The 23,732-nt window shown below is 63.2% G+C and carries 25 protein-coding genes; 8 read left to right on the forward strand and 17 right to left on the reverse strand.

What is annotated here, in order from left to right:
* The first annotated feature begins 79 nt into the window (after window positions 1–79).
* Complete coding sequence (gene queC, locus ACP7BV_RS09315) at window positions 80–793, forward strand: 7-cyano-7-deazaguanine synthase QueC (RefSeq protein ID WP_426103533.1); 714 nt, start codon at window positions 80–82, stop codon at window positions 791–793.
* Between the two features lie 41 nt (window positions 794–834).
* Here queC and ACP7BV_RS09320 read toward each other — a convergent pair whose 3' ends face one another.
* The gene (locus ACP7BV_RS09320; protein WP_426103534.1) at window positions 835–1,698 is read right to left on the reverse strand and encodes an outer envelope protein; all 864 of its coding nucleotides are present in this window, start codon (window positions 1,696–1,698) and stop codon (window positions 835–837) included.
* Between the two features lie 165 nt (window positions 1,699–1,863).
* Here ACP7BV_RS09320 and ACP7BV_RS09325 point away from each other — a divergent pair, with 165 nt between their 5' ends.
* Complete coding sequence (locus tag ACP7BV_RS09325) at window positions 1,864–2,607, forward strand: metallophosphoesterase family protein (protein ID WP_426103535.1); 744 nt, start codon at window positions 1,864–1,866, stop codon at window positions 2,605–2,607.
* 268 nt (window positions 2,608–2,875) lie between these two features.
* On the opposite strand, the gene ACP7BV_RS09330 is transcribed toward ACP7BV_RS09325, so the two are convergent.
* Entirely contained in the window at window positions 2,876–3,247 is a 372-nt protein-coding gene (locus ACP7BV_RS09330) for a hypothetical protein (protein ID WP_426103536.1), read from the reverse strand.
* A 598-nt stretch (window positions 3,248–3,845) separates the two neighbouring features.
* On the opposite strand from ACP7BV_RS09330, the gene ACP7BV_RS09335 reads away from it, so the two are divergent.
* On the forward strand, window positions 3,846–4,376 hold the full coding sequence (locus ACP7BV_RS09335; protein WP_426103537.1) for a hypothetical protein: 531 nt from the start codon (window positions 3,846–3,848) through the stop codon (window positions 4,374–4,376).
* 89 nt (window positions 4,377–4,465) lie between these two features.
* Here the strand turns inward: ACP7BV_RS09335 and ACP7BV_RS09340 are convergent, their stop codons facing one another.
* Window positions 4,466–5,134, reverse strand: a complete 669-nt coding sequence (locus ACP7BV_RS09340; protein ID WP_426103538.1) for a DNA-formamidopyrimidine glycosylase family protein — start codon at window positions 5,132–5,134, stop codon at window positions 4,466–4,468.
* Window positions 5,135–5,284: 150 nt separating this feature from the next.
* On the opposite strand from ACP7BV_RS09340, the gene ACP7BV_RS09345 reads away from it, so the two are divergent.
* The gene (locus ACP7BV_RS09345; RefSeq protein WP_426103539.1) at window positions 5,285–5,770 is read left to right on the forward strand and encodes a DUF3016 domain-containing protein; all 486 of its coding nucleotides are present in this window, start codon (window positions 5,285–5,287) and stop codon (window positions 5,768–5,770) included.
* Window positions 5,771–5,863: 93 nt separating this feature from the next.
* Here the strand turns inward: ACP7BV_RS09345 and ACP7BV_RS09350 are convergent, their stop codons facing one another.
* The 10 genes from ACP7BV_RS09350 to ACP7BV_RS09395 form a co-directional block, all read right to left on the reverse strand.
* On the reverse strand, window positions 5,864–6,934 hold the full coding sequence (locus tag ACP7BV_RS09350; RefSeq protein ID WP_426103540.1) for a hypothetical protein: 1,071 nt from the start codon (window positions 6,932–6,934) through the stop codon (window positions 5,864–5,866).
* Between the two features lie 22 nt (window positions 6,935–6,956).
* A complete protein-coding gene (locus ACP7BV_RS09355; RefSeq protein WP_426103541.1) occupies window positions 6,957–7,439 on the reverse strand; it encodes a hypothetical protein in 483 nt (160 codons plus the stop codon).
* A 22-nt stretch (window positions 7,440–7,461) separates the two neighbouring features.
* Window positions 7,462–8,061 carry an RNA polymerase sigma factor gene (locus ACP7BV_RS09360; protein WP_426103542.1) on the reverse strand — a complete coding sequence of 200 codons (600 nt, stop codon included), beginning with the start codon at window positions 8,059–8,061 and terminating at the stop codon, window positions 7,462–7,464.
* A gap of 295 nt (window positions 8,062–8,356) precedes the next feature.
* Window positions 8,357–8,728, reverse strand: coding sequence for a nuclear transport factor 2 family protein (locus tag ACP7BV_RS09365; RefSeq protein WP_426103543.1), 372 nt, complete (start codon window positions 8,726–8,728; stop codon window positions 8,357–8,359).
* A 99-nt stretch (window positions 8,729–8,827) separates the two neighbouring features.
* Window positions 8,828–10,801 (reverse strand): EAL domain-containing protein, encoded by a 1,974-nt coding sequence (locus ACP7BV_RS09370; RefSeq protein ID WP_426103544.1) that lies wholly within the window; start codon window positions 10,799–10,801, stop codon window positions 8,828–8,830.
* A 68-nt stretch (window positions 10,802–10,869) separates the two neighbouring features.
* Window positions 10,870–11,211, reverse strand: a complete 342-nt coding sequence (locus ACP7BV_RS09375; protein WP_426103545.1) for a hypothetical protein — start codon at window positions 11,209–11,211, stop codon at window positions 10,870–10,872.
* Window positions 11,208–11,921: a hypothetical protein gene (locus tag ACP7BV_RS09380; RefSeq protein WP_426103546.1), complete on the reverse strand. Its 714-nt coding sequence runs from the start codon at window positions 11,919–11,921 to the stop codon at window positions 11,208–11,210. The genes ACP7BV_RS09375 and ACP7BV_RS09380 overlap by 4 nt, the downstream gene beginning before the upstream one ends.
* 161 nt (window positions 11,922–12,082) lie before the next feature.
* The gene (locus tag ACP7BV_RS09385) at window positions 12,083–12,619 is read right to left on the reverse strand and encodes a DUF882 domain-containing protein (protein WP_426103547.1); all 537 of its coding nucleotides are present in this window, start codon (window positions 12,617–12,619) and stop codon (window positions 12,083–12,085) included.
* 158 nt (window positions 12,620–12,777) lie between these two features.
* Complete coding sequence (locus ACP7BV_RS09390; RefSeq protein WP_426103548.1) at window positions 12,778–13,185, reverse strand: hypothetical protein; 408 nt, start codon at window positions 13,183–13,185, stop codon at window positions 12,778–12,780.
* A gap of 55 nt (window positions 13,186–13,240) precedes the next feature.
* A complete protein-coding gene (locus ACP7BV_RS09395) occupies window positions 13,241–14,128 on the reverse strand; it encodes a LysR family transcriptional regulator (RefSeq protein ID WP_426103549.1) in 888 nt (295 codons plus the stop codon).
* 100 nt (window positions 14,129–14,228) lie between these two features.
* Between ACP7BV_RS09395 and ACP7BV_RS09400 the strand changes: the two genes are divergently transcribed.
* From ACP7BV_RS09400 to ACP7BV_RS09415, 4 genes are all read left to right on the forward strand, one after another.
* A complete protein-coding gene (locus ACP7BV_RS09400) occupies window positions 14,229–14,840 on the forward strand; it encodes a glutathione S-transferase family protein (protein ID WP_426103550.1) in 612 nt (203 codons plus the stop codon).
* The gene (locus tag ACP7BV_RS09405) at window positions 14,837–15,643 is read left to right on the forward strand and encodes a pyridoxamine 5'-phosphate oxidase family protein (RefSeq protein ID WP_426103551.1); all 807 of its coding nucleotides are present in this window, start codon (window positions 14,837–14,839) and stop codon (window positions 15,641–15,643) included. The genes ACP7BV_RS09400 and ACP7BV_RS09405 overlap by 4 nt, the downstream gene beginning before the upstream one ends.
* Window positions 15,644–15,705: 62 nt before the next feature.
* Window positions 15,706–16,413 (forward strand): GTP cyclohydrolase I, encoded by a 708-nt coding sequence (gene folE / locus ACP7BV_RS09410; protein ID WP_426103552.1) that lies wholly within the window; start codon window positions 15,706–15,708, stop codon window positions 16,411–16,413.
* A gap of 21 nt (window positions 16,414–16,434) precedes the next feature.
* The gene (locus tag ACP7BV_RS09415; RefSeq protein WP_426103553.1) at window positions 16,435–16,860 is read left to right on the forward strand and encodes a BLUF domain-containing protein; all 426 of its coding nucleotides are present in this window, start codon (window positions 16,435–16,437) and stop codon (window positions 16,858–16,860) included.
* A 30-nt stretch (window positions 16,861–16,890) separates the two neighbouring features.
* Here the strand turns inward: ACP7BV_RS09415 and ACP7BV_RS09420 are convergent, their stop codons facing one another.
* The 4 genes from ACP7BV_RS09420 to ACP7BV_RS09435 form a co-directional block, all read right to left on the reverse strand.
* Entirely contained in the window at window positions 16,891–18,327 is a 1,437-nt protein-coding gene (locus ACP7BV_RS09420) for a DUF3999 family protein (RefSeq protein WP_426103554.1), read from the reverse strand.
* Window positions 18,328–21,636, reverse strand: a complete 3,309-nt coding sequence (locus ACP7BV_RS09425; protein ID WP_426103555.1) for a DUF2339 domain-containing protein — start codon at window positions 21,634–21,636, stop codon at window positions 18,328–18,330. It abuts the gene before it with no gap.
* Window positions 21,637–21,793: 157 nt separating this feature from the next.
* The gene (locus ACP7BV_RS09430) at window positions 21,794–22,996 is read right to left on the reverse strand and encodes an ammonium transporter (RefSeq protein WP_426103556.1); all 1,203 of its coding nucleotides are present in this window, start codon (window positions 22,994–22,996) and stop codon (window positions 21,794–21,796) included.
* Between the two features lie 168 nt (window positions 22,997–23,164).
* Window positions 23,165–23,728 (reverse strand): hypothetical protein, encoded by a 564-nt coding sequence (locus ACP7BV_RS09435; protein WP_426103557.1) that lies wholly within the window; start codon window positions 23,726–23,728, stop codon window positions 23,165–23,167.
* Between the last annotated feature and the right edge of the window lie 4 nt (window positions 23,729–23,732).

The raw sequence follows: 23,732 nt of genomic DNA on the forward strand, positions 1-23,732 counted from the left end.
TCGCTCCATTGGGGAAATTGCTGGCACATCTTACCGGATTGCCTACTTTGGTGGCGAACGCTTAACATTAGAGAACTTCATGCCAATTCACCCTACCGACAGCGCCCTCGTTTTGTTTAGCGGCGGGCAAGATTCCACCACTTGCCTGGCCTGGGCGCTGGAGCGCTACGGGCACGTCGAGACCGTCGGATTCGACTACGGCCAGCGGCATGCCGTGGAGCTGACCGTGCGCCCCGCAGTGCTGGCCGGCGTGCGTGCTATCAAGCCCGAATGGGCCGCGCGGCTGGGCGAAGATCACATGGTCGACCTGTCGGTGATTGGCAAGATATCCGATACCGCGCTCACCAGCGACGTTGCCATCGCCATGCAGGACAATGGGCTGCCGAACACTTTTGTACCTGGCCGCAACCTGCTATTCATGACAGTGGCGGCCACGCTGGCCTATCGGCGCGGCTTGAACGTGCTGGTGGGGGGCATGTGCGAGACCGATTTTTCGGGTTACCCGGATTGCCGCGACGACACGATGAAAGCACTGCAAGTGGCGTTGAACCTGGGGATGGCCACCCGGGTCAAACTGGAAACGCCGCTGATGTGGATCGACAAAAAGGAAACTTGGCAGCTTGCCCATGCGGCAGGCGGCACGGCGTTGGTCGACCTGATTCGCTCCGGGACACATACCTGCTACCTGGGCGAGCGGGGCGCGCTGCATGCGTGGGGCTACGGGTGCGGCACGTGCCCAGCCTGCGAGCTGCGCGCGCGCGGGTACCAGCAATACGCCGCGGCAATGCCATAGTCCGGCCATACCGCGTCAGCGCACCACATCAAAAGTGCTTTTTAAAAGTGGTACTCGGCCCTGAGCATTGGCGTACTGGCCCGATAACCCTGGCCTCCCGTCGTGGCCGACGTATTGCCGAATTTATTGTTCCAGTACTGGTATTGCAGCCCGATCCGGAACTTGTTCTTGCCTTGCCCCAGGTCCAGCCCGACGTCGTACATGATCTGCATGTCGATATTGGTTTCCGCGCCCGTGTCATTGCCCACTTCGTCGCGGCCCTTGGCGGCAATATAGTTGGAATAGCCCTCGAAAGCGAGCCGCTCGCCGATTGGCAAGCCCCAGGAAGCGGTCAGCATGGGGTGGGTGTTGTAGGTGTAGCGGCCGGTGACGGTGGAAATGGGCGCAAAGGCGCCGCTGGGCGCATTGCTTTCGCGTAGCAACAGCAGGCTGGTGTTGAAAAACCCTTTCACATCCCACATCAGCGTGGGACCGGCCACCAGCATGCACTTGCGCGAATTGTAGCCGACATCATTCTTGCTATTCCAGTCGAAACCGATGGTCGCGCCAAGGCCGCGCAGGGCGCCGAACTTGATCTCGCTGCCGCGCAGCTTGCCGATGTCGAGCGTGTGGCGGTACACCACGTAGGCTTCCTGGGCGCCGTCGCGCTGGGTCAGCGAGCCTGGGTCGTTCTCATCGGACTGCAGCAAGTCGACGTTAAGGAAATTGCTGCCGTATCGGTAGCCGCTGGCGTGCGTGAGGGCAACAATGTTCTTGCGAATGTCCAGCGGGTTGTAGGGTTCGCGGAACGTGTTTCCGATGCGCCAGCTCAGCGCCGTGTCGCTCCAGTCGGCGGCGTGGACGCCCGGGCAAAACAGCAAGAAAATGCACGCGCACTGCAGCAGTGCAGGCTTAGCTTTGGCCATGATTTGCTCCTGTAGGGGCTATCCGTATAGCATGGTTTTCCGAGCTATAATCATCGCACCTTGCAGTGCGCAGTCATACAGCAGCACGGCAATGTTGGTATGGGTGTTGTTTTTCTGAAAAAAGCGGACCGACCCATTCTGCAGTAAAACCCACAGATTGTGACCATGCGCCTTGCCTTACTGACCGACCTGCACGCCAACCGAGAGGCCACCAGCGCCTGTCTGGCCCACGCCGAGCAGCAAAAGGCCGACCAGTACGCGTTCACGGGGGATTTTGTCGGCTACGGTCCGGATCCGGCCTGGGTGGTCGATACCGTGGCCGCTTACGTCGAGCGCGGCGCGATCGCGGTCCAGGGAAATCACGACATTGCGGCCACGCGCGACTCGCGTCCGAGCATGCATGCCGAAGCGCGCGAAGTCATCGAATGGACGCGCCGCCAGCTCGACGCCGGACAAGTGCGCTTTCTGGCCGAGCTGCCGCTGGTGCGCGAGATGAAGCAGATGCTGTTCGTGCACGCCAGCGCCAACAATCCGCCCAAGTGGGAGTACGTGACGGGGTTGGAAGAGGCTGAACTGAGCTTGCAGGCGACCGATTGCAAGATGGTGTTTTCGGGCCATGTGCACGCGCCGGCGCTGTACCGCAGGGCGGACGATGGCCGCATGGGCTCGCATGTACCGGGTCCGGGCAAGCGGATCGCGATTCATCCTCAGCACCAGTATCTGGTGATTCCCGGTTCAGTCGGGCAGCCGCGCGACGGCAACAGCGCCGCGTGCTACGCGCTGTATGACGACCAGACGCGCGAACTGAGCTATTTCAGGGTGCCGTATGACCATGGAGCGGCGGCGCGCAAGGTGATCGCGGCTGGGTTGCCGATCGTGTTCGCGATGCGCCTGATCGAGGGGATTTGACCTGTCACATTGCCTACATCGTCCTTGCGCGTGTGAGTGTTGCAACGCTTTTGGCGACCCTTTGACTGCACAAACGCCGCGCTATTTCCTACCTTGAAACCCCAAATAACATCGTCCTCGCGCACGCGGGGACCCATGGAACAGTTGCTAAATCGCACCGTTCTATAGGTCCCCGCGTGCGCGAGGACGATGTTGTTGAGATGCTCGTCATCATAGACAGCGTGGTCCTGGCGGGGCACCGTACCCTGTTTTCAAAGGCGTCGCCCGGCTATGAGCCAGCGCGCTGCTTCAGGTCGTGGTGGCGACGCTTGTCACGGCGTGACAGGTAGCAGATGATCGCGACCGGGATCAACACCGGCAGCATCAGCGGCGAGAGCGCGAGCACGGCGGCGATGGCTGCGAGCACCACGGCCACGATGACCACGATCCCCACGCCGGCGCATACCACTGCCGTCACCACTGCGGCGACCACCAGGGCCACCATGGCGACCAGCAGGCCGCCGCCCGCAAGCAGGGCGCCGAGCGGGCCGTCGGCATCGGCGTCGTCGATGTTGAACGACATCTGCCAGGGATCGAAAGTGGCATCCCAGATCCACATCGCCATGATGAATAAAAGAAGAAAGGGAAAGAGCTTTTTCATGTCGGAACCTCGTCAAGTGGTATGGCTTGACTGTAGCCAGAAGCCTGCAACGGCGCCATCCGTTTGCGACAGACTGCATGTTCGCGGGGTCGAATGGTGGCTTTGGGCACATCAAATTGCACGCTTGCCAACACGGGAAATGAGGCAATTTTTCACCTTGTAAATTGTCTTACGTTGCCTATACTGAATGCCTGTTCTATCCGGTATAGGGATTCAAAATATGCATTTCGTTTATTATCCAGCAGACCACCTCGCCTACGCGGCGTTCGGGGATCTGGCCCGCCAGCTGCGTACCTTGCTCGGCGGTGGGGGACCGAAGGGGCCGCCATCAGCGCCCCCTGCGATTCCGCCAATTATCATCAATCCGTTCAGCTACCAGACGCCCGGTCCGGCCATCGATCCGCGCGTGACGCCCGTGGGTCCTCCGATCCGACCGCCGCGCCGTCCGGATTGCCGCTTCGAAAGCGCACTTCAGTAAGGCCCAGCCCGCGTCAAGCGGGCTATTTATTGGTGCGCCTATGCGCCGCGCTCGCTGCGAACTGGCTGGAATTGGACTATCATTCAGGCCCCTGCAGTTTTCCCTACTTGAGCCCCGCACATGACCGATCACGCACCCGACGCCGCCGCCGACGAACCCGAGCAAGAAGACACCGGCGACGGCCTGGTCCAGGAGCCGCGCCTGTGGCAGGGCAATGGCTGGACCGCCAAGGTGATCAAGAACGAAGATGACGAAGGCTGGGCCGTGGCCATGATCAAGGATGGCGAGCCCGAACCGGCGCTGGTCGGCCCGTGGACCATGGGGCGCGACAAGAAAAACCCCAAGCCGCTCGACACCAACGCCTTCCATACGCTGGTCAAGACCGCCGCCGAAGTCATCCGCCGCCACGAGCAGCAACTGCATGCCATCCTGCACAAGAATATCTGGGTCAATATCGAGGGCACCGAATACAAGGTCACGCTCGACATCGTTCCCGACGAAGAGCATCCGTATGCGATGCTGGCCGCTTTCGACATGGATGGCGAACAGGTTGGCAAGGTGCGCACCTCGGCCGCCTTCAAGTTGTCGACCTCAAGCGCCATCAAGTGGATTGAAAACGACTTTCGCGATCCGTCACCGCAGCACGGCTAACTTTCCGTCACGCCGGCCAGCGGCGGGTAGCGCTTCTGGCAGCGCTCGCAATAAAAGGAGCGCCGCGGGGTATTGCCAAGGCGCCCCTTTTAAAAGGCAATCTTGCAGCGCGGGCAAGTCGATTTGGTGTGTGCCAGCCAGTTTTTCTTCAGCACAAACGTTTTTTTCCATGCGAGGAAGTCGAAACTGTACTCGCGCGCCTGCTCCACCAGCTGGCGCAGCTTGGGCGCGGGCAAGCCGCCGATGGTCGACAAGGGGTGCAGCCGGATGCGAAATAGCACGTCATTCTTGATGATATTGCCCACACCGGCAAAGATGTCCTGGTCGAGCAGGGCGTCGCACACCAGCATGTCCGGCTGGGCGCGCAACTTCTTGCGCGCCTTGGCCGCATCCCAGGTGGGCGACATGATGTCCGCGTCCCAGTCGTAGTCGGCATCGAGGTCCTGGTCGACCGGCTTGACGGAACAGGCGTAAAAATTGAGTTCGCTGCCGTCGGTGAACTGCAGCGACAGACGGGGCGCACTTTCCTTGCGTTCGTTGATGCGGTAGCTCCCGAACAGCATGAAGTGGATCCGCAAGGCGGACTTGGGCATGGCGATCAGGAAATGCTTGCCCCAGCTGCGCAGCGCCAGCACGCGCTGGCCCGCCAGGCTGTCCAGGTCGATGGCATTGGTATTGCCCTCGGCACGGACGATTTGTTTGCCGGCGAAATCGGCGGATTGTTCCCGCAAGATGACAAGCGATGGTCCTTCTGGCACGGTGCGCCTCCTTTCACGCCATTGTGCGGGCGAAATGGAAACAGCTGTGTGCGTCCCCTAACAATTCGATACAAACTTGCGAAGATCTGCCGCTGGCGGACGATGCGAAACGGCGTATATTGGTACGGTAAAGAATCGAAAGGAAAGACCATGATGACCCTGATACGCCCCTTGGCGCTCGCTGCGGCGCTGCTGTGTGCCGCTGGCGCGGCTAGCGCGGGCACCGCAAGCGTGAGCTTTGCCAATCCGGACCAATTCGCCGACCTGCCGCGCGACGCTTACCAACGCGAACAGGTGCTGGCCGACCTGGGCGAGCATTTTGGCGTGCTTGCGGCCAGGCTGCCTGCCGGGCAAGAAATGAAGGTGGAAGTACTGGACGTTGACATGGCCGGGCGCAGCTGGCCCGGCGGCTGGGGCATGCGCGAATTGCGGGTGCTTGACGGCGGCGCGGACTGGCCGCATATCAAGTTCCGGTACACAATTTCGCACGACGGCAAGGTGGTCAAGGGCGGCGACGAGATGTTGCACAGCATGGATTATCTGTCGCGGCTGAACCGGTATTCGAGCGGCGATACGCTCCGGTATGAAAAGCAGATGCTCGATACCTGGTTCAAGACGCTGACGGCGGTGCGCTAAGCGGCACGGCTTGCGGCACGGCTTGCGGGGCACGGGTGAAAAACCGTTGCCTGTCTTGCCCGCCCCCCAGTGCCTGACTGCTGGGGCAGGGCCTTACCTTTTTTCGATCTTGTCGCCTTTCCTGAGTTGGGCCATCATATCGCGGACGGTGTAGTCGGACGGTACGCTGAACAGCGACGCGGCCGGTTCGTCGCGCTTGATGCCCGCCACGCGCCAGGTGCGCTCCCCGAAGCGCGGGTCGGTTCGCTTGTTGAGCAACGTTACCTGCAGCTCGGGCGAATACCAGCTCTCGGTCGTCACTACGATGGCATTGCGGTTGCCTATCTCGCCGGCCGGGATCTCGTAGCTTTTCAGTTTGCCCTGGGCCTTCACCCCTTCGATGTCGCGCGTTCCCAGGTCCGTGACGGTGGCTTTTGCAGCCCATTTCATGTCGCCAAAGGCGCCTGCGACGAGCGGCCCGAGGCGTTCCAAGGCTGCGCGGGCCGGCCCGTCGCCGATGTCCTTTAGGACGCGAATGCGTACATCTTCGCGCAGGCGCTGGCGCGCCTCGCCGTCGGCAGGGCGTTCGATGCGCTTGACGATGACTTGTTCGCCGTCGTCCGAGCGCGCCTCTTCAACGTTCGCGCGCGCCTTGTCGGTGGCAGCGCGGGCTTTCTGGGCCGCCAGACGGGCGAGGTCGCGGTGGGGACCAACTTTGGTGGCGGTCCTGGCTTGCGGATTGAGGATATAAGTCACCTGTTCCACAGGATCGTGGATCGTCGCGCTGCGCACGTTGCCGGACGCGTCGCGCAGTTCCTGGCGGGTGCGCCCGGCGCTGTCGCGGTAGCTCATCGAACTGGTCTTGTTGACGATCTGGTTGCCGTCGGCGAGGTTGTGCTGCTGTTCGGTGACCACTTCGGCGCTGTAGGGCGCATTTTTGATGCTCTTGACATGCATCTGCATCATCGGGCCGCCAAGGGGGCCGCGCCCGATCGGCACCGCGCCGCCCACGTCCTCACCTTGGATGACGATGCGCTCGCGCTCGACGTCGCGCGGTCCGCCCGTGTCGTCGGCGGTGCCGCTGGCGAAGGCCGTGGCGTGGAACTGCAGCGCGGCGGCGCCGGCCATGGCCGGGGCAAAGGCGCCGGTCAGTAGCGCGGCGATCAGGATATGCTTGGTATTCATGTCGTCCTCTGGTGGTGGGTTGCTAAGGGAGTGAAACAAGACGCAGGGCCAGCGGCGCGCCGTCGGCGCCGACGAGCATCTCGGCGCGGACCGAGTCGCCCGCGTTTTCGGGACTGACCGGCAGGCCCAGCGCGGCCAGCGCGGTGCGCGGGACATCGGCTTCGAGTACGCGCGGGTCGGTTTCCTGCTCGATGCGTTCGGCCGATTCCAGTGCAATGAAGGCGCCGCTGTCCTGGCCCATCATGGCGGGGGCCGCGCCCGGCTCGGGCGTGGCTTGCAGCGTCAGCATCAGGGCCGTGAGTGCCACCAGTGCGGTACTGCCGGCGCCTACGCTCCACTGGCGTGGCGAGAATGCGTGATACCAGCGCCGTGTGGGAAAACGCGTGGCGAAGGCTGCCATGAGTGCGTTTTCCAGCGCTGGCGGCGCGTGCTGTGCCTGCATGGCGCCGCGCAGGGCGGCCAGGGGCGCGGCGAGGGCGGGGTCGGCTGCTTGGTCGATATTCATTGTTTGCACCTTAGTTGCAGCATCAGGCTGCGTTGATCGGTTCGCGGCGGTGGAGCGCCAGTCGCTTGGCCAGCGCCGCGCGCCCGCGCGACAGGCGCGAGCGCACGGTGCCGATATCGACCTGGCAAATGTCGGCGATTTCCAGGTAGGACAGCTCGTGCATTTCATACAAAATGACCACATCGCGGTAATGGGGTGGCAGCAGCGCGATGGCGCGCCGCACTTGCTCGGCCAATTCCTCGCTGAGCAGGCGCGCGAGCGGCTCGTGGGCGGTGCTGGCGCTGTCCGGATCCTCGTCGCCCTCGTCATCTGGCTCAGCGAGTTGGTCTTCGCGCTGGCGCGGATGCTCGTGTTTCAAAATGAGCTTGCGGGTCACGCCGAACAAAAAGTTGGGCAACGTCCCGCGCAAGGGATCGAACTTGAAGCTGTCGGTCAGCAGACCCATGAACACTTCCTGCACCACGTCGGCCGCGGTATCGGGCGAACCGCAGCGCAGCAGCGCGAAGCGGTACAGCGGACCCTGGTGACGCCGGTACAGGGCCTGGAACGCGGCCGCCATCCCGCAGCGCAGCTGGCGCAGCAAATCGGTGTCGGTATCGGTGGCAGGGGTGCTCGTTGTCATTGTCGTGTCTCTACTACTATTCCCGTTTCGACCGCGAAAAGTTCCAACTATTTCAACCCCGGGGTCAGACCTCAATTAAAAAACATTTCACAGCGTGCAAGGAATCGCTTTGCTTTTTGAAATGGATCTGTTGCGATGCGGTACGCGGCATTGCGGTGCGTGGATTCTCCGGGCGGGCACTGGCCGAAACGGTGCAAATTTGCGGCTAGCAATTTTTATCGCGTAAATATTTCTCAAATCTGGAGGTCTGACCCCAATTAAAAAACATTGCCCGGATTTGGAGGTCTGACCCCAATTAAAAAATGTTTCGCAGGCGCTTGTTGCTGATCTGGACGCTGGCCGAGGCGATCTTGCCGTCGATGACTTCGTAGATGGCGACGAGGTCGACTTCGCCGATGCCTTCCGGGAAGTTGCGGGTGACGACTTCCTGGTCGATAACGATATTGCCCATGACGGCGCGCTGCACCAGCCTGGCGTGCAAGTCGCTCTCCTGGAAACGCAAGGCCATGCGTTCGCGGATCTGCGCCGCGCCGCTCGCGGCCAGCGTGGCGGGGTGCTCGTACTGGCGCGCGTGCTCGCTGTAAGTGGCGAGCAGGCCGTCAAGGTCGCGCCGGTTGTAGGCGTCGAGCTGGCGCTGGACGACGGCGGCGGGGGTAGGGTCGGTCATATGGTATTTTTCTTGGTGGGATGGACGTGATCAGGCGCGGCTGCGCCCGGCCCGATGATTGTACTGGCACCAAGAAACTTTGCTGCTGCGGACCCGCTGTCAGGCGGCGACCGCTCCTTCTTGCCTGAGCAGCGCTTCGAACTCTGCCGGGGGCAAGGGAACGCTGAACAGGAAACCCTGGCCATAGTCGCACCCGGCCGAGCGCAGCACGTCGTACTGCTGCTGCGTTTCAACGCCCTCGGCGATGACCTTCAGATTGAGCTTGTGCGCCATGACGATGATCGCTTCGCACAGCGCCACGTTGGCCGCGTCGTTCTCAAGGTTGTAGACGAAGGATTTGTCGATTTTCAGATAGTCGAGATCGAACTTGCGCAAATAGGACAGCGACGAATAGCCGGTCCCGAAGTCGTCCAGGGAAATCTTGATGCCGGCCTGCTGAAACGCGAGCAGCTGCTTCATGACGGCGCTGTTGGAGGCGAGCAGCAAGCCTTCGGTGATTTCGAGTCCCACTTCCGGCGTGCCCGTCCCCCCGCCAAGAGGCATGCCGTCGCCCGTCAGCCAGTTCCACCAGTCTTCGCCATTGCTGTGATAGAACTGCGCCGGGGACACATTGACGTTGATGGTCAGTTCCGCGTTCCAGGCCCGGCAGCGCCGCGCCTCGGCCAGCGCCTGGTGGAACACCCAGTTGCCGATGCCGACGATCAGGCCGGTGTGCTCGGCGATGGGAATGAAGTCGGCCGGGCTGACGTCGCCCCGCTCCGGGTGCTGCCAGCGCAGCAACGCTTCCGCCTTCCGAATGCGCTCGCTCGTCATGTCGATGATCGGCTGACAGTATACGTCGAGCTGGTCGCCGTCTAGGGCGCGGCGCAACTCGTTGCTCATGGCCATGCGGGCCTGGGCCGCCTCTTGCATGCCGCTGGTGAAGTAAGTGACGCGGTTGCGGCCGTGGTCCTTGGACTGGTACATGGCCTGATCGGCGTTGCGCAACAAGTCGCCCACGGTGGTGCCATCGCGCGGGTAGAGCGTAATGCCCACACTGGCCGAAATGTAGGCCAGCTCGCCGCCCAGCCGGAACGGGCGCGCCAGGTCGTGCCGGATTTTTTGCGCGATGTCGGTCGCGGTGTGAATGTCGTGCAGTTCGCTGAGCGTGACGGTGAATTCGTCGCCGCCCAGGCGCGCCACGGTATCGGTTTCGCGCACATAGGTTTGCAGCCGTTGCCCCACCTGCTTGAGCAGCAGGTCGCCCGTAGCGTGCCCCAGCGTGTCGTTGATTTCCTTAAAGTGGTCCAGGTCGATGAAAAGCAGCGCCAGCGGCAAGCCGCTGCGGTTGGCCTTTTTGATGTCCATTTCGAGGCGGTCGTGGAACACGTTGCGGTTGGGCAGGCCGGTCAAGCGGTCGACGTTTACTTCGCGCAGCGCTTGCTCGATTTGCTGGCGGTCGCGCACCTCTGTCGTCAGCGAATAAGCTTGCTGCTGCTGCAGCGCGGCGATGGTGCGGTGCAGCGTCTGCGCATTGACGCCGGGGTTGAAGCTTTCGGCCGGCAGCACGTGGCTGTGCAAGGTGCACACTTCGTTGAACATGCTGGCGTCATTGGCGCTGGGAAAAGCGTTGAGCGGGTAGACGCACAGCAGCGAAAAGGCAAAATGGCGCTGCAGATTGTTGAAATAGCGCTCGACCCGGATGGCAGCGTCATGCTTGCCCGCCGACTGCAGCGAACAGTGGCTGGTGGCACACAAGATGGCCACCATTTCGCCAAAGACATAGACCTGGCCGCCGCCATGCTCGGCAGCGTGGCGGATCACGCCGCCGATGGCATCGCGAAAGCGGTTTTCGTCAGGCATGCCAGCGTGCATGAATAGCGGTAGCATGTCATCGGCCCGCAGCGGCAGATAGGTGCCATTGCGCGCGCAGCCCTGCGCGTCGAGCAAGCCACGGGCCGCCAGCGAGCTTTCAAGCATGTGGAGATGCTCGGACGTGGCGATGGCGATGCCTTGGCTTCCGCTTGCAATGGCATTGCCGATGTAGTCGGCCAAGCCCTTGATGAGGAGAACGTCATCTTCGTAAAACTGCACCAGATGAATGGTTCATGGCACGCGCCAAAAGGAGTGAACCTTTTTAGACTATCGCGGCGGTATGGAGTTCAGTTGGATTTGGCGGGAGCGGGAACGGGAACGGCGGGAAGCGGCTCGCGCCGGCGTGTCTTGCTGACCACACCGGCGCGGTCGAACAAGACCACGTATTCGGCGAACTGGCCGCCCGCGCGTGGCGTCTGGTACAGCCACACTTCGTAACCGCTGTCGAAGGCAATGTTGCGCGTGGGGCCGAGCGCGGCCTGCACGCTTGCTTTGGTGGCGCCCGCAACCACACTGGCCGAAAAACGCTGCTCGTCAACCTGGGTGCCGGGCGGCGGCGCGCTGGTGGCGCAGGCGCCCAGGACCAGCAGGCAAGCCAGCGCCGCGGCAGAAAAAACGGGGCGCGTCATGGCTGGCCATCCATATAATCGAATTCGATGATGGTGTCGTCCGGCCAGCTGCGGTCCCACAGCGGCGCGTAGTAGCTGCGGTCGAGCAAGACCTGGCAATCGCAGAACGGCAGCGTCTCGCGCGTCTGGTCGCCGCCGGCGTACAGCATTTTGAATGGCAACACCTCGCTGCGCCCGCCGTGGCGCAGGGTGACGCTGAACACGGGACGGTCGGCAAAAAACAGGTAATTGCCATCGGCATTGCTGCACACCTGGTCGGTATTGGCCAGCGCGTTCGAGAGCCAGCCGAACATGGGCGAACTGTTGGAAATGAGGCCCGCGTCCATGCCGACCCGGCATTCCAGCCGCAGGTCGCCCAGGCGGCGGGTGCCGCTCGCCAGGCCCGGCGTTTGCACCCAGGCGCGCCAGGTCATGGAGTCGCTGCGGCGGTTGGCGATGACGGCGGCGTTTTCGCGCAGCGCCTGCTCGTTGCGCGGCAGCACAAAACTGTAGTCGGGCGCCACTGGCACCGGCACCGTCGCATTGTCGGCAAGCACGCGCAGCGTGACGCCGTCGAGCTTTGAATTGGGCAAGCGCGGCAGCACGCGAAAGCGCAGCGTGGCTGCAGGGGCCAGTGCATGTTCGCGCGCGAAGCGCTCCATGCCTTTGATCATCTTGGGGTAGGACTTGTCGACCGGATCGCGTACAAAGGGCACGTGCACGGTTTGCATTGGCGCTGCCTGCGCTTGGGCTTGGACCTGAGCTTGAGCAAGCGCCGCGCTGCCGGGCACCAGCAAGGCGAGCGCAGCGATGGCCGCGCAAGAGGCGAACCAATGCGCCACCGCGCGGAGCCGATGCGGTGCTGGCAATGAGCGCGAGTGGCGCATGGCCGTTACCAGTGACGCGGGCGGCCAGTGTCCATGTGGACAAATTGCGAGGCGGGATAATAGCCGACCCCGCCACCGTTGGCGTTCATGGCCGCCTTGTGCAGCGTGGCCAGGCTGCGCCCCGGCATGCGGATGTCGATTGCCTTGCCCTCGAGGTGCATGCTGTGCTTGGCCACGCCGTCGCTGGCGGCGGCCAGCAGGGCGTTCGATGCCGGCGAGCGGTAGCCCGAGATCACGTGCAACATGTCGTTCGGGCCCACGTTTTTGCTCACGCGCTCAAGCAGCAGCAGCAGTTGCGGGTCCATATTGGCGATGCTGTCGTTGCGGTGGTCGCGCAGCAGCTTGTTGATGTCGGCCAGCGCGTCTGGGACGAATTGACCTTCGGCCCAGAACACGCTCTTGACGCTTTCACCGGTGTGGGTGTTGTACAAGCGCAAAACGCGTTCGTTGGGCGCCGTCACGGCGGCGCGCGCCAGGGCGGGCACGCTCATTGCCGAAGCGATGACAGCGGAAGTCTTTAAGAAGGAGCGGCGTTGGTTCATGGAGAGTCCCCTGCACGTGTTCATAAGGGATCATGATAACCCCATCGGCAACTTTCTGCTGAGATTTCCGAGCAGCAATGTTCTTATTGTCAAGTATTTAACGGGCAACTTCTGTCAATTGTCGCGATTGTGCGACGCCTGCGCCTTGGCAAGACCAGTCAGAGCGCCCCGTTGTTTCCGCCGCTAACGCAGCGTCCCGCACTGCAGCTTGCACCCGGATCCATGACCGCTGAGCAATTGGACAACATGCCCGAGGCCAGGTTGTCGGCCTTGCGCCGCGCGCCGTAGGCGTCGGCCAGGCGCTGCAATTTGGCGCCGTCGGTGCCTTTGGTGGACCAGGCCAGGTAAGTTTCCGGTCCGCCGCATGCCTTGTGGCCGATTGCGACTGTCCGGCATTGTTGGGCCGCGTCGCAGGCTGCGCCGCCAATTTCGGCGCGCAACTGCTGCAGCAACGCCGTGCTGGGAGTGGGCGCCGCCGCCTGCGTGCTCACGCCGCTGCAGGCACTGCCCGCAGCGCCAAGCAGGACCGCGCCGCACAGGCGCACGACGGAAGACGAGATGTTCATGCTTGATGATCGCCCACGCTTGCCGTGTTGGCAAGCGCGGCACGCAAGAAAAGCGCTAGAACGGCGAGAGCACTGGCAGCGCGGATAATTTTTCAAGCAGAAAATCGAAACAGGCCCGCAGTCGGGGCGGCATGTGGCGCGCGCTGGGCAGCACCAGCTGGACCGGCACGGGCGCGAGCTCGTACGCGACCAGCAGGCGCTGCAGCGCGCCGCTGGCGAGCTGGTCGGCGACCTGGTACGACAGCGGCCGACCGATACCGCGCCCGGCCAGCACGGCCATCAGCATGGCGTCGATTTCATTGACCGACAGACGCGGCGTGAGGCGCACCACCTGGTCGCGAAAGCGCCATTCGGTGTTGTTGCCAAGCCCAGAGTTATAGATCACATCGTGTCCTTCAAGTTCCTGCGGGGTGGCGGGTGCGCCGCGCCGCGCCAGGTAGTCGGGACTGGCGACCAGCACGCGCGTGACTTCGCCCACCTTGCGCGCCACCATGCCAGTGTCGGGCAGGGGGCCGATGCGCACTGCCAGGTCGATGCCGTGTTCAATAAAGTCCAGATTGCGGTCGTGGAACACCATTTCTACCTGCAGCGCGGGGTGCAGGTCGAGGAACGCGATGATGGCCGGGGTCACATGGCGCCGGCCAAATACGTGCGGCGCCGTGATGCGCAACTTGCCGCGCAGCTCGGCGCTGTCTTCTTCGCGCACCGCATCCTGGTAGTCGGCCAGCACGCGCCGGGCGCTGTCGGCCAGGCGCAGGCCAGCGTCGGTGGCCGCCAGGCGGCGCGTGGTGCGCTCCACCAGCCGCGCGCCGACCCGCTCTTCGAGCGCGGCAAGCGAACGCGTCACCGACGGCGGCGAGCGCCGCAGCCGTCGCGCAGCGCCACTCAAACTGCCGGCCTCCAGAATGGCGATGAAAACTTCAAGTTCATCGATGCGGCCCATTGATTCTTCCAGTAAATGAAATAATTATTTCCACTTTAACATTATTGTGGTCAAGCCGTGAAATGGCTAGGATGAGATCTTCTTTGACAGCGGAGGCACCATGACCAATACCATCACCCTGCACGGCACCCCATTGTCCGGCCACGTCCACCGGGTAAAACTGTTGCTCCACATGCTGGAGCTGCCCTACGCTTTTGTGGAAGCGGGCGCCGACGTGCGCGCCAGCGCCGCCTTTCGCGCCCTGAACCCGCTCGGCCAGATCCCGGTGCTGCAGGACGGCGAGCTGACCGTCTGCGACAGCAACGCGATATTGGTGTATCTGTGCAAGCGCTACGCTCCCGAAGGCAACTGGCTGCCAGACGACGCCGCCGGGGCCGCCAGCGTGCAGCGCTGGCTTTCCATTGCCGCCGGCGAACTGGCCTTCGGTCCCGCCAATGCACGCGCCATTGCCCTATGGAAGGCGCCGGGCGACCCGGCCGGCGCCGGCGCCATCGCCCAGCGTCTGCTTGGCTTTATGGAAACGCACCTGGCTGGGCGCGCATTCCTGGCAGCCGAACACGCCACCATTGCCGACCTGGCCTGCTACGGCTACGTGGCGCATGCGCCCGAGGGTGGCGTCAAGCTGGACGGCTACCCGGCGCTGCACGCCTGGCTGCAACGCGTTGAAGCGTTGCCCGGCTTTGTTCCGATGTCCGATTCGCCGCTGCCATGATCGACGCTCCCTTTCATGCCGGTGAGCTGCAGGCGCAGCAGCTGGCGGGGCAGGCGCCGGCCCGCCACGGCATTAACGAGTTCATGCCCGAACAGCACCGCCTGTCTTTCGAGGCGCTGCCTTTTGTGCTGCTTGCCAGCGCCGCGCACGAGGGCTCACCGCGAGCGCAAGTGCTGTACGGCGCCCCCGGTTTCATCCATAGTCCCGATCCGCAGACGCTGGAAGTTGCGTGCAATTGCCAGCTGGCGGCGGGCGCGCAGGTGGGGTTGCTGGGGATCGATTTCGCCACCCGGCGCCGCAACCGCGCCAACCGGGTGGTGCGCAGCAATGCGCTGGGCAAGCTGGTCATCGAGGTGCGCGAAAGCTTTGGCAACTGCCCCAAGTACATCACGCCGCGCACTGTGCAAACGGCGCCGCGCTTGCCGCTCGCGCCGATCGCCTTTGAAGGGCTCAGCGAGGCGGCGCGCGCGCTGGTGGCCGCGTCCGACACTTTTTTTGTGGCCAGCAGCGGCGCCGGGCACGGACTGGATATCTCGCACCGCGGCGGTCCGCCCGGCTTTGTGCATATTCAAGGCGACAGCCTGGTCATTGCCGACTTCAGCGGCAACCGCTACTTCAACACTTTTGGCAACCTGCTGCTGGACGCGCGCGCGGCGCTGCTGTTCATCGATTTTGCCTCCGGCGACGTCTTGACGCCGGCCGGCACGGTGGTCATCGCGTGGGAAGAAAACGCGCGCAGCTGGCGTTTTCGCTGCACCCAGGGGCTGCTGGCGCCGGCGGCCCTCCCATTCTGCTGGCATTAAATGCTACAGTTCAGTTGTCACAGTATAATTTGAGTCGCAGTTCCACTTTTATGGGCCCGAGCATGCCAACTGATTTGACAATGTCCTTCACGCCGGTCAACGTTCCGGTGTCGCAGCGTATCCGCGAGCGCCTGGTCGCGAGCAAGACGCGCTTTCACGCCAACGACAATATCGCGCCCTACATCGAACCGGGCGAGCTTGACGCCCTGCTTGACGAAGTGAGCGCCAAGTTGCAGGGCGTGCTCGAAAGCCTGGTCATCGATACCGTGAACGACCACAACACCCAGGACACCGGGCGCCGCGTGGCGAAGATGTTCATCAATGAAGTGTTTGGCGGTCGTTACGTCGACATGCCGCCGGTGACCGAGTTTCCCAACGCATCGCACTTGAACGAGCTGATGATCGTCGGCCCCATCACCGTGCGCAGCGCCTGCTCGCACCACCTGTGCCCGGTAATTGGCAAGGTGTGGATCGGCGTCATGCCCAACGAGCACTCGGCGCTGATCGGCCTGTCGAAGTACGCGCGCATCGCGCAGTGGATCATGGGCCGCCCGCAAATCCAGGAAGAAGCCGTGGTCCAGCTGGCCGACCTGCTGCAGGAAAAAATGCAGCCCGATGGCCTGGCCGTGGTGATGGAAGCCGATCACTTTTGCATGCAGTGGCGCGGCGTCAAGGACATGGATGCGAAAATGATCAACAGTGTCATGCACGGTTCGTTCCTCAAGGACCCGAACCTGCGGCGCGAGTTTCTCTCGCTGATCAAACGCTAACCGAACACGAAAGAGGCCACCATGCTAGTCCGACTCCTGTATGCCAGCCGTGCCGTCGGTAAGATCGATTGCGCAGCGGTCCAGAACATCATGCAAAAATCGCATGCCTACAATCCGAGCAACGGCGTGACGGGCATCTTGTGCCATAGCGAAAAGGTGTACATGCAAGTGCTCGAAGGTGGGCGCGACGCCATCAATTCGCTGTATGCCAAGATCTTGTGCGACGAGCGGCACACCGACGTGGTGCTGCTGCACTACGAAGAAATCGGCGAGCGCCATTACGCCGGCTGGACCATGGGGCAGGCCAACCTGTCCAAGGTCAATGCCTCGGTGTTGCTGCGCTTTTGCGACCTGCCCGATATCGATCCGCATGCCATGTCGGGCAAAAATTCGCTGGCGTTGATCGACGAGTTGATGGCGACCGCCACCATCGTCGGCCGCCCGTAAGAGAAGGCGGCAACGGACGGTTCGCGCCGCTTATTCGCCGCTGTTTTTCATTTGGCCGATTAGCCGGTACGCCATGAAACCGAGCACGCACACTCCCAGCAGCAGCACGCCCCACAGCATCAGCATCCGGTTGCGCGCCGCACTGCCGGCAGCGGCGGCGTCGCTCGGCGCTGCCGCCTGCACGCTGCCAGCCTTCATCTGACCTGCCACCGCCTGCTCCACCGCCTGCAATTCCGCCGCTGAAAATCCAGGCGCCACTTGCGCCACGTCCAGCGCCGCACTCTTGGCGCCAGCACGCCCGAAGACCATCGAATAAGGCCCCGGCCCACTGGCCATGAACACCAGCGTGGCCGGTAGCCACGACAGTTTCAGTTCGGGGGCCGCATCGCTTGGCGCCGATGTTGGCCGCAGCACCCAGCGCGCTTCATGCGCGTCGTCGACGATCACGTCGCCCGACTTGCGCAGCTTGCCGTCTTGCGTAATCTGGAAGAACGTGGCCTGCAGCTGCGGGCGAAATTCCCAGCGCGAGGTGCTTGCGCCTTTCAACGCGGGCAGCTCGACGTAGTTGCCAAACACCGCAGGCAGCACCACGTTCTTATCCGAAAACTGCAGGCTCATGCGGCGCACCGGAATCGCCTGGGCTGCGTTATAAACCAGGTCGCCGGCGAGCTTGCCGGGTTCCGGCTTGAGCACCACGCTGTCGAACGCGGGCGGCAGGTCGGTCAGCGTGGGCGACTCGGCCACGATGCGGGCAAACTGGATCGGCGTGCCTTCGCGCCACGACAGGCGCGCATAGCGAAACGCGCGCGGCGCAAACTCCATGCGGTTGCTGGTGAGGGTCTGGCGCTCGCTGTTGGCCAGCCAGCTCAGGCTCGCGTAGCCCAGGCTTTCCCAGCTGCGCAAATCGTCGCTCACTTCCAGCTCCACCTGCGCGTGGTAATTGGTCACGGCGTCGGGCAGCGTGAACGAGAGCGCGTCGAAGGCGGCAGGCGCGCCTTGCGCCTTGCCCATGTCGAACACCAGCGCCTCGAGACGCGCGCCGTCGGCGCCGCTCTTGCTCTGGGCGCCGTGGCGCGTCGTGATCGACATGACCGAACCGTCGGCCGAGGTCTTGATCTCAACATCGTTCTTCACGCTTGCGGCCTGGCCGGGCGCGTTGACGGGGAATACCGTCACCGGCACTTCACGCCTGCTGGCCTGCGATTGCGCCGCTGTCTGTACCAGCGCGAACGGCAGCGCCTTGCCGCTGGCGTTGAACACCCGCAGGTCGCGCAGGTCGGCGCTGCGGGCGTTGAGGTATACCGCTTGCGGCAGGCGCAGCTGGACCACTGCGTTTTTGCCGCTGACGGTGAGCCCAATTGCGTGCGAATAGTCGGCTGCGGTGTCGCTGGCCGGCTGGGCCGCCGCCACCAACGCCCAGCAACCAGCGGCCAGCGTCAAGCTGCGCAGAATGGTCATGTTTGTCATTTATGCTCCTGAGGGTTGTGGTTCCTGCTCGCTCGGATACGGGGCCAGATAGCCGATCAGCACCATCAGCAAGCCAACGCCCACGAACGAGACAATGCGTGAAACGCTGCCGTTGCTGGCCAGGTCGATCAGGAACAGCTTGGCCATGACCAGCGCCAAAAAGCCCGCGCCCACCATCCACCAGCCGCGCGAACGGCGGCGGGTGGCGGCGCGCATGATGACCATGGCCGTCACGCTCCACACCAACGAGAGCATGGCCTGGACGAACAGCGACGCGATCAGCGCGCCGGCCTGGTAGCCGATGTCAAGGTAGTGCGCGGCGCTGCGCAGCAAAATCAGGTTGAGCCAGGCGTACGCGACGATCATGCCGGCCAGCGGCAAGCGTGCCACCAGTGCCACCAGTGCCACCAGCGCATTGCTGGCCCCGGCCAGTTGCGCGCTGTCGGCCTTGAGCATGCGGTAGCAGAACGCGCCCAGCATCAGCGCAAAAGCGGTGGTCAGGTCGAGTGGATTGAGGACCGGCACGTACGGCAGCGGCGCCATTGAACCGTCCTGGAACAGATTCCAGACGGCCGCCAGCACCAGCGACCAAATGGTCGCCGCCGGCAGCAGCAGGTGACGGTACCAGGCGGCCAGCGGCGCCGCCGGCCAGCGTTCCTGCGCGCTGCGGCGCATCAGCCACACCACGGCGAGCATCATCGCCCACGCCGGCACGAAGTTGGCCCAGCTGCCGCTCACCTGAAAGCCGCCTTCGGCCAGCAGGCGCGCCTCGGCGCCGGCGCCGTACAGCCAGGTGCTAATCGCAATTTCGCCCACTTTCCACAGCATGATCCACGGTCCCGCAGTGCGCAGCAGGTGGATCGGCTTGAGCAAAAAGTCAGGCGTGTTCCAGCCACTGGCCGGCCACAGGCGCAGCATCAGTTCGCTGGCGGCCCAGGTCGCGCCAAAGCCGATCCAGACCAGCGCGACAGGCAGTCGCTGCTCGACAAAAAGCAGCGCAAGGACCAGCAGCGTGGCCGGGGCCAGCGCCAGCCACGCACTGGCGCTGTACAGGCGCAGCACTGGCCAGGAGAGGCGGCGCGCCAGCAAGGCAAAGCCGGCGGTGGACGCGCCGATGCACACCAGGTACCACGACCACCAGGCATGCTCGCGCATGGTGTCGGCAGCGAGCGGGGTGATCGTGAGCATCAGAAAACCCGACAACGCATTGAGGATGGGGCCGAACCACCATAACGCCGACCAGCCAAGCATCAGGCGCGAGATGCCTTCCAGGTCCTGCGCGTCGCGCGAGCGCCACAGGGTCCAACTGGTAAAAAAGGCGGCCCCGAAAATCATCAAGGCGCCCAGCAAAGCATTCTCGAACAGGCCGGCCGTCGGCTCGGTCCACGACCATTCGGTGGCGATCAGCAGCGTCAGCGCAACGCCCGACAGCACCTGTGCGACCAGTGCGAAGGTGCGGGCGCGCGCCCACTGCATGCGCGCTGCGATGACGGCCAGGATGCTCGCTGTCGCCAGGCCGCTGGCCACGAGCATATTGGCCATTGCCGTGCCGCGCTGGTGCAGGATGATTTCGGTCCAGGCGCCGGCCATGAACCAGGCAGCGGCCAGGCCAAGAAAGAGCGCGGCGGCGCGCGGGAAAGCGTGGTCGGTGCCGTTTTCATCTTTTTGGGCGCGGAAGGTGGTCGCCATGAAAAAGGCGGTGCCGGCCAAAATCAGGAAGCCGAGCCACAGGTTCGACTGTCTGGCGGCCTGCTGGTCGAGGCCACTGACGGCGCCCAGGAACGAGATCCAGCCCGCTGCTTGCACCAGCAGGCCGAACATCATCGTCAGTTTCTGGCGCTGGCGCAGGCCAACCCAGACCACGCCTGCGCCTTCGAGCGCCCAGGCGGCCGACGTCCAGCGCCCGTCCAGCGCAAACGGAATGGCCAGCGTACCGAACACGATGCTAAGCGCCAGGAACGATTCGATCAGCAGCTTGAGGCGCGATTTGCGGCGGCCCCACAGGGCCAGCGCCAGCGCGGTATAAAACCCGCCCATGGCCAGGGCCGAAAACGCGTTGCCGAAGTGGGTGCCTTGCATCAATGCGATCTGCAGGCCGAAGGCGGCCAGCGGCGTGCCGAACACCAGCGTGGCGTCGACATAGGCTTTCAGCTGGAGCGACTGGCGCATGGCCCAGACCAGGGCGATGGCGACGTAAAAGACGAAAAACAGGATCAGGAACAGCTGGGTGGAGAGGTAGTGCAGTTCCGGCACGTAGCTGCGCATGCCCCAGGCGGTGCCGATGACGAAGGTGAACGCAAAGCCGAGCAGGTTGAGCGCGCGCCAGCTGCGCTTGAGCGCAATGGCCAGGATGCCGGCGTTGAGCAGCGTGTAGTACGAAAACAGCGCCACGTGGCTGCCGCTGCCGGTGGAAGTGAGAATCGGCGAGACGAAGCCGCCGACAATGCCGAAGGCGGCCAGCCAGAAGGCATTTTGCAGCACCGCCAGCAGGCAGGTAAAGGCAGTGAGCACGAACAGCAGGCCAAAGGCCAGGCCGGAGGGAATCAGGTGGTAGAGGCGGAAGGCGCCAAAGGTCACCAGCATCATGATTGCGAGGGCGGCGCCCTGGATCGGCAGGCTCAGGCCGCGGTGCGTCAGGCGCATGCGCCAGCCCCATACCAGCAGGCCAATGTCGGCCAGCACGATGCCGGCCAGGCGCAGTTCGATCGGCACGGTGACGTGCTCGGACGCGTATTTGAGCAGGAAGCTCACGCCAATGAACAGGATCAGCAGGCCCATCTTGGCCACCAGGTTGCCGGTAAACAGCCAGTTCTTGACGGCCTTGATCCATGCCGGCGTTTCCGCCCGTGGGTAGACGGGGCTCGGCTCGGGCAGCATTGTGGGTGCAGGTGCAGGTGCAGGTGCAGGTGCAGGTGCGGGTGCAGATGCGGGAATCGGCGCCGAGGCAGTGTTAGGCGCAGGGGTAGCAGCGGCCATGGCGGGCACCGGCTTTTGCGGCGCGAGCGGCGGCGGAGACAGTGGTTCCGGTTCCGACACCGGCGCAGGGGTGGGGGCAGGGATGGTTTCAGGTGCCGGTACAGGTCTGGCGCGCGGCACAAAGGAAGGCACGGGCTGCGCGGTCTTTTCAGCTTGCGCCGGCGCAGCAGCAGTCTTGAGCTTGGCCCGCACCTCGTCGAGCTCAGCTTCCAGGCGCCGATTGGCGCTCTCGAGATTGTCAAGCCGGCGCCGGACCGCCCCGGTCGCTATCAGCGCCGCCAGGAACGGATAGCCGAAGATGAATAAAATACCAAATACCGCCGCCAGAAACATACAACCCCTCTTCTTGTCATTCTGAAAAAGTTTCCAAAGAGGATTGTATACTGACGGCGGGTGCAAAAGAATAATTCTTTATTAACTTATGCTACCTTGGTTCGGTGGTATCAATCCGCGCGACCTCGGGTAGCGCGGCCCGCAGCGCACGCGCACATTACCAGTTCGATTCGCGCTCAGGTGTCGACGAAATATGGTGGATCGACAGGTCGGCACCCTGGAATTCCTGCTCGGGATCGAGCCGCAAACCCATCGTCGCCCTGAGCACGCCATAAATAGCGCAGCCGCCCGCCAGTGCAATGGCGATGCCGAGCAAAGTCCCGATCGTTTGCGAGGCAAGCGACACGCCGCCCATCCCACCGAGCGCCTTGAGGCCAAAAATGCCGGCCGCGATGCCGCCCCAGGTCCCGCACAGGCCGTGCAGCGGCCAGACACCCAGCACGTCGTCGATCTTCCAGCGGTTTTGGGTGAGCGTAAACATTCCCACGAAAATGAGGCCGGCGATGGCGCCGGTGGCCAGCGCGCCTAGCGGATGCATCAGGTCCGAGCCGGCGCACACGGCCACCAGGCCGGCAAGCGGGCCGTTGTAGGCATAGCCGGGATCGTTCCGACCGGCAATCAGCGCGGCCAGCGTGCCGCCGACCATGGCCATCAGCGAGTTGACCGCCACCAGTCCGTTCATTTTTTCGAGCGTTTGCGCGCTCATGACGTTAAAACCGAACCAGCCCACCGTCAGGATCCAGGCGCCCAGCGCCAGGAAGGGAATTGACGAAGGCGGGTGGGCGGCGATGGCGCCGTTGCGCCCGTAGCGCCCGCGGCGCGCGCCGAGCAGCAGCACGGCCGGCAGCGCCACCCAGCCGCCCAGCGCATGCACCACGACGGACCCGGCAAAGTCATGGAATTCGGCGCCGAAGGCGAGCTTGAGCCAGGCCTGGAAGCCGAAGCGCTGGTTCCAGGCGATGCCCTCGAACAGTGGATAGACCAGCGCCACCAGAATAAAGGTGGCGATCAGCTGTGGATGAAATTTGGCGCGTTCGGCGATGCCGCCCGAAATAATGGCAGGAATGGCCGCGGCAAAGGTCAGCAGGAAGAAGAACTTGACCAGCTCATAACCGTTTTTCTGGGCCAGGATCTCGGCACCCGAAAAGAAATCGACGCCGTAAGCCACGCTGTAACCGACGAAAAAATAGGCAATGGTGGAGACGGCAAAGTCGGCAAGGATTTTGACCAGGGCATTGACCTGGTTTTTCTTGCGAACCGTGCCCAGTTCAAGAAAAGCGAATCCTGCGTGCATGGCCAGGATCATGATGGCACCGAGCAATATAAAGAGGGCGTCGGCGCCGCTGTGAATGACGTTCATGGGATTCCCGAAAAAGGTGCAAAAGTGGAAGATAGCAGTTGCTAAGCAACAATCGTTCCAAATTGGTGCAGTAAACTAAGTCATTGTTCGTAATGAACTTTTTCTGTCCCACGCTTTCGGGTGCCCGCCGCTTGCACCAAAATGTTTGCCCCTTTTCAGTGCGCGCCGCTACCTGCGCATGGCGCCGACGACCTTGACGTGCACGCTTTCGCCCTCGTATCCGCTTCGTCTGCCCCATTGCCGTAGCGCCGACAGGTAGCCGGTTTCCCGGGCCAATGCTTGCGGTGTGTCGCTGCGCCGGATGATGAACACCTCCAGCGTCGGCTCTTGCCTGCAAGGTCGGTCCGGCAGGGCGGCGTTCGACGCCGGGACGTCTTCGCGCACCAGCAGGCGGCAATTAAAATGCAGCAAGCCGGCGGCCAGGACCCGGCCGGCGGCTCCTTCCATGATCGTTGCGGATTTTTCAATGCAGCTATGGGGGCGGCAGCCGTGGATTAGTATTGTCCCATCCGTTAATACTTCATTCGGTGCGGGATTACCCATCGACAGGTTGATAGCATCTTTCAACAAGAAATCGTTATTCAGCGTGTCCTGGCGATCTTCACCAAACAGGGTGTTGATTTGCCTGGCGCTCATGGCGTGCAAGTCCGGTGCGGGCGCGTCCGGTACGCCGTACGCGCCCGCACCGGACATGCAGGTCAACAGGACTGCTGTAAATAACGGTGCTTTCACTGGT

It is taken from the genome of Massilia sp. TSP1-1-2 (assembly GCF_049896185.1).
GTDB lineage: Bacteria > Pseudomonadota > Gammaproteobacteria > Burkholderiales > Burkholderiaceae_D > Telluria_A.

Bases quoted from the DNA above. Each gene is read 5' to 3' on its own strand.
- queC (WP_426103533.1), top strand. From the start codon at position 80: ATGCCAATTCACCCTACCGACAGCGCCCTCGTTTTGTTTAGCGGCGGG.
- ACP7BV_RS09320 (WP_426103534.1), bottom strand. From the start codon at position 1,698: ATGGCCAAAGCTAAGCCTGCACTGCTGCAGTGCGCGTGCATTTTCTTG.
- ACP7BV_RS09325 (WP_426103535.1), top strand. From the start codon at position 1,864: ATGCGCCTTGCCTTACTGACCGACCTGCACGCCAACCGAGAGGCCACC.
- ACP7BV_RS09330 (WP_426103536.1), bottom strand. From the start codon at position 3,247: ATGAAAAAGCTCTTTCCCTTTCTTCTTTTATTCATCATGGCGATGTGG.
- ACP7BV_RS09335 (WP_426103537.1), top strand. From the start codon at position 3,846: ATGACCGATCACGCACCCGACGCCGCCGCCGACGAACCCGAGCAAGAA.
- ACP7BV_RS09345 (WP_426103539.1), top strand. From the start codon at position 5,285: ATGATGACCCTGATACGCCCCTTGGCGCTCGCTGCGGCGCTGCTGTGT.
- ACP7BV_RS09350 (WP_426103540.1), bottom strand. From the start codon at position 6,934: ATGAATACCAAGCATATCCTGATCGCCGCGCTACTGACCGGCGCCTTT.
- ACP7BV_RS09355 (WP_426103541.1), bottom strand. From the start codon at position 7,439: ATGAATATCGACCAAGCAGCCGACCCCGCCCTCGCCGCGCCCCTGGCC.
- ACP7BV_RS09360 (WP_426103542.1), bottom strand. From the start codon at position 8,061: ATGACAACGAGCACCCCTGCCACCGATACCGACACCGATTTGCTGCGC.
- ACP7BV_RS09365 (WP_426103543.1), bottom strand. From the start codon at position 8,728: ATGACCGACCCTACCCCCGCCGCCGTCGTCCAGCGCCAGCTCGACGCC.
- ACP7BV_RS09375 (WP_426103545.1), bottom strand. From the start codon at position 11,211: ATGACGCGCCCCGTTTTTTCTGCCGCGGCGCTGGCTTGCCTGCTGGTC.
- ACP7BV_RS09380 (WP_426103546.1), bottom strand. From the start codon at position 11,921: ATGCAAACCGTGCACGTGCCCTTTGTACGCGATCCGGTCGACAAGTCC.
- ACP7BV_RS09385 (WP_426103547.1), bottom strand. From the start codon at position 12,619: ATGAACCAACGCCGCTCCTTCTTAAAGACTTCCGCTGTCATCGCTTCG.
- ACP7BV_RS09390 (WP_426103548.1), bottom strand. From the start codon at position 13,185: ATGAACATCTCGTCTTCCGTCGTGCGCCTGTGCGGCGCGGTCCTGCTT.
- ACP7BV_RS09395 (WP_426103549.1), bottom strand. From the start codon at position 14,128: ATGGGCCGCATCGATGAACTTGAAGTTTTCATCGCCATTCTGGAGGCC.
- ACP7BV_RS09400 (WP_426103550.1), top strand. From the start codon at position 14,229: ATGACCAATACCATCACCCTGCACGGCACCCCATTGTCCGGCCACGTC.
- ACP7BV_RS09405 (WP_426103551.1), top strand. From the start codon at position 14,837: ATGATCGACGCTCCCTTTCATGCCGGTGAGCTGCAGGCGCAGCAGCTG.
- folE (WP_426103552.1), top strand. From the start codon at position 15,706: ATGCCAACTGATTTGACAATGTCCTTCACGCCGGTCAACGTTCCGGTG.
- ACP7BV_RS09415 (WP_426103553.1), top strand. From the start codon at position 16,435: ATGCTAGTCCGACTCCTGTATGCCAGCCGTGCCGTCGGTAAGATCGAT.
- ACP7BV_RS09420 (WP_426103554.1), bottom strand. From the start codon at position 18,327: ATGACAAACATGACCATTCTGCGCAGCTTGACGCTGGCCGCTGGTTGC.
- ACP7BV_RS09425 (WP_426103555.1), bottom strand. From the start codon at position 21,636: ATGTTTCTGGCGGCGGTATTTGGTATTTTATTCATCTTCGGCTATCCG.
- ACP7BV_RS09430 (WP_426103556.1), bottom strand. From the start codon at position 22,996: ATGAACGTCATTCACAGCGGCGCCGACGCCCTCTTTATATTGCTCGGT.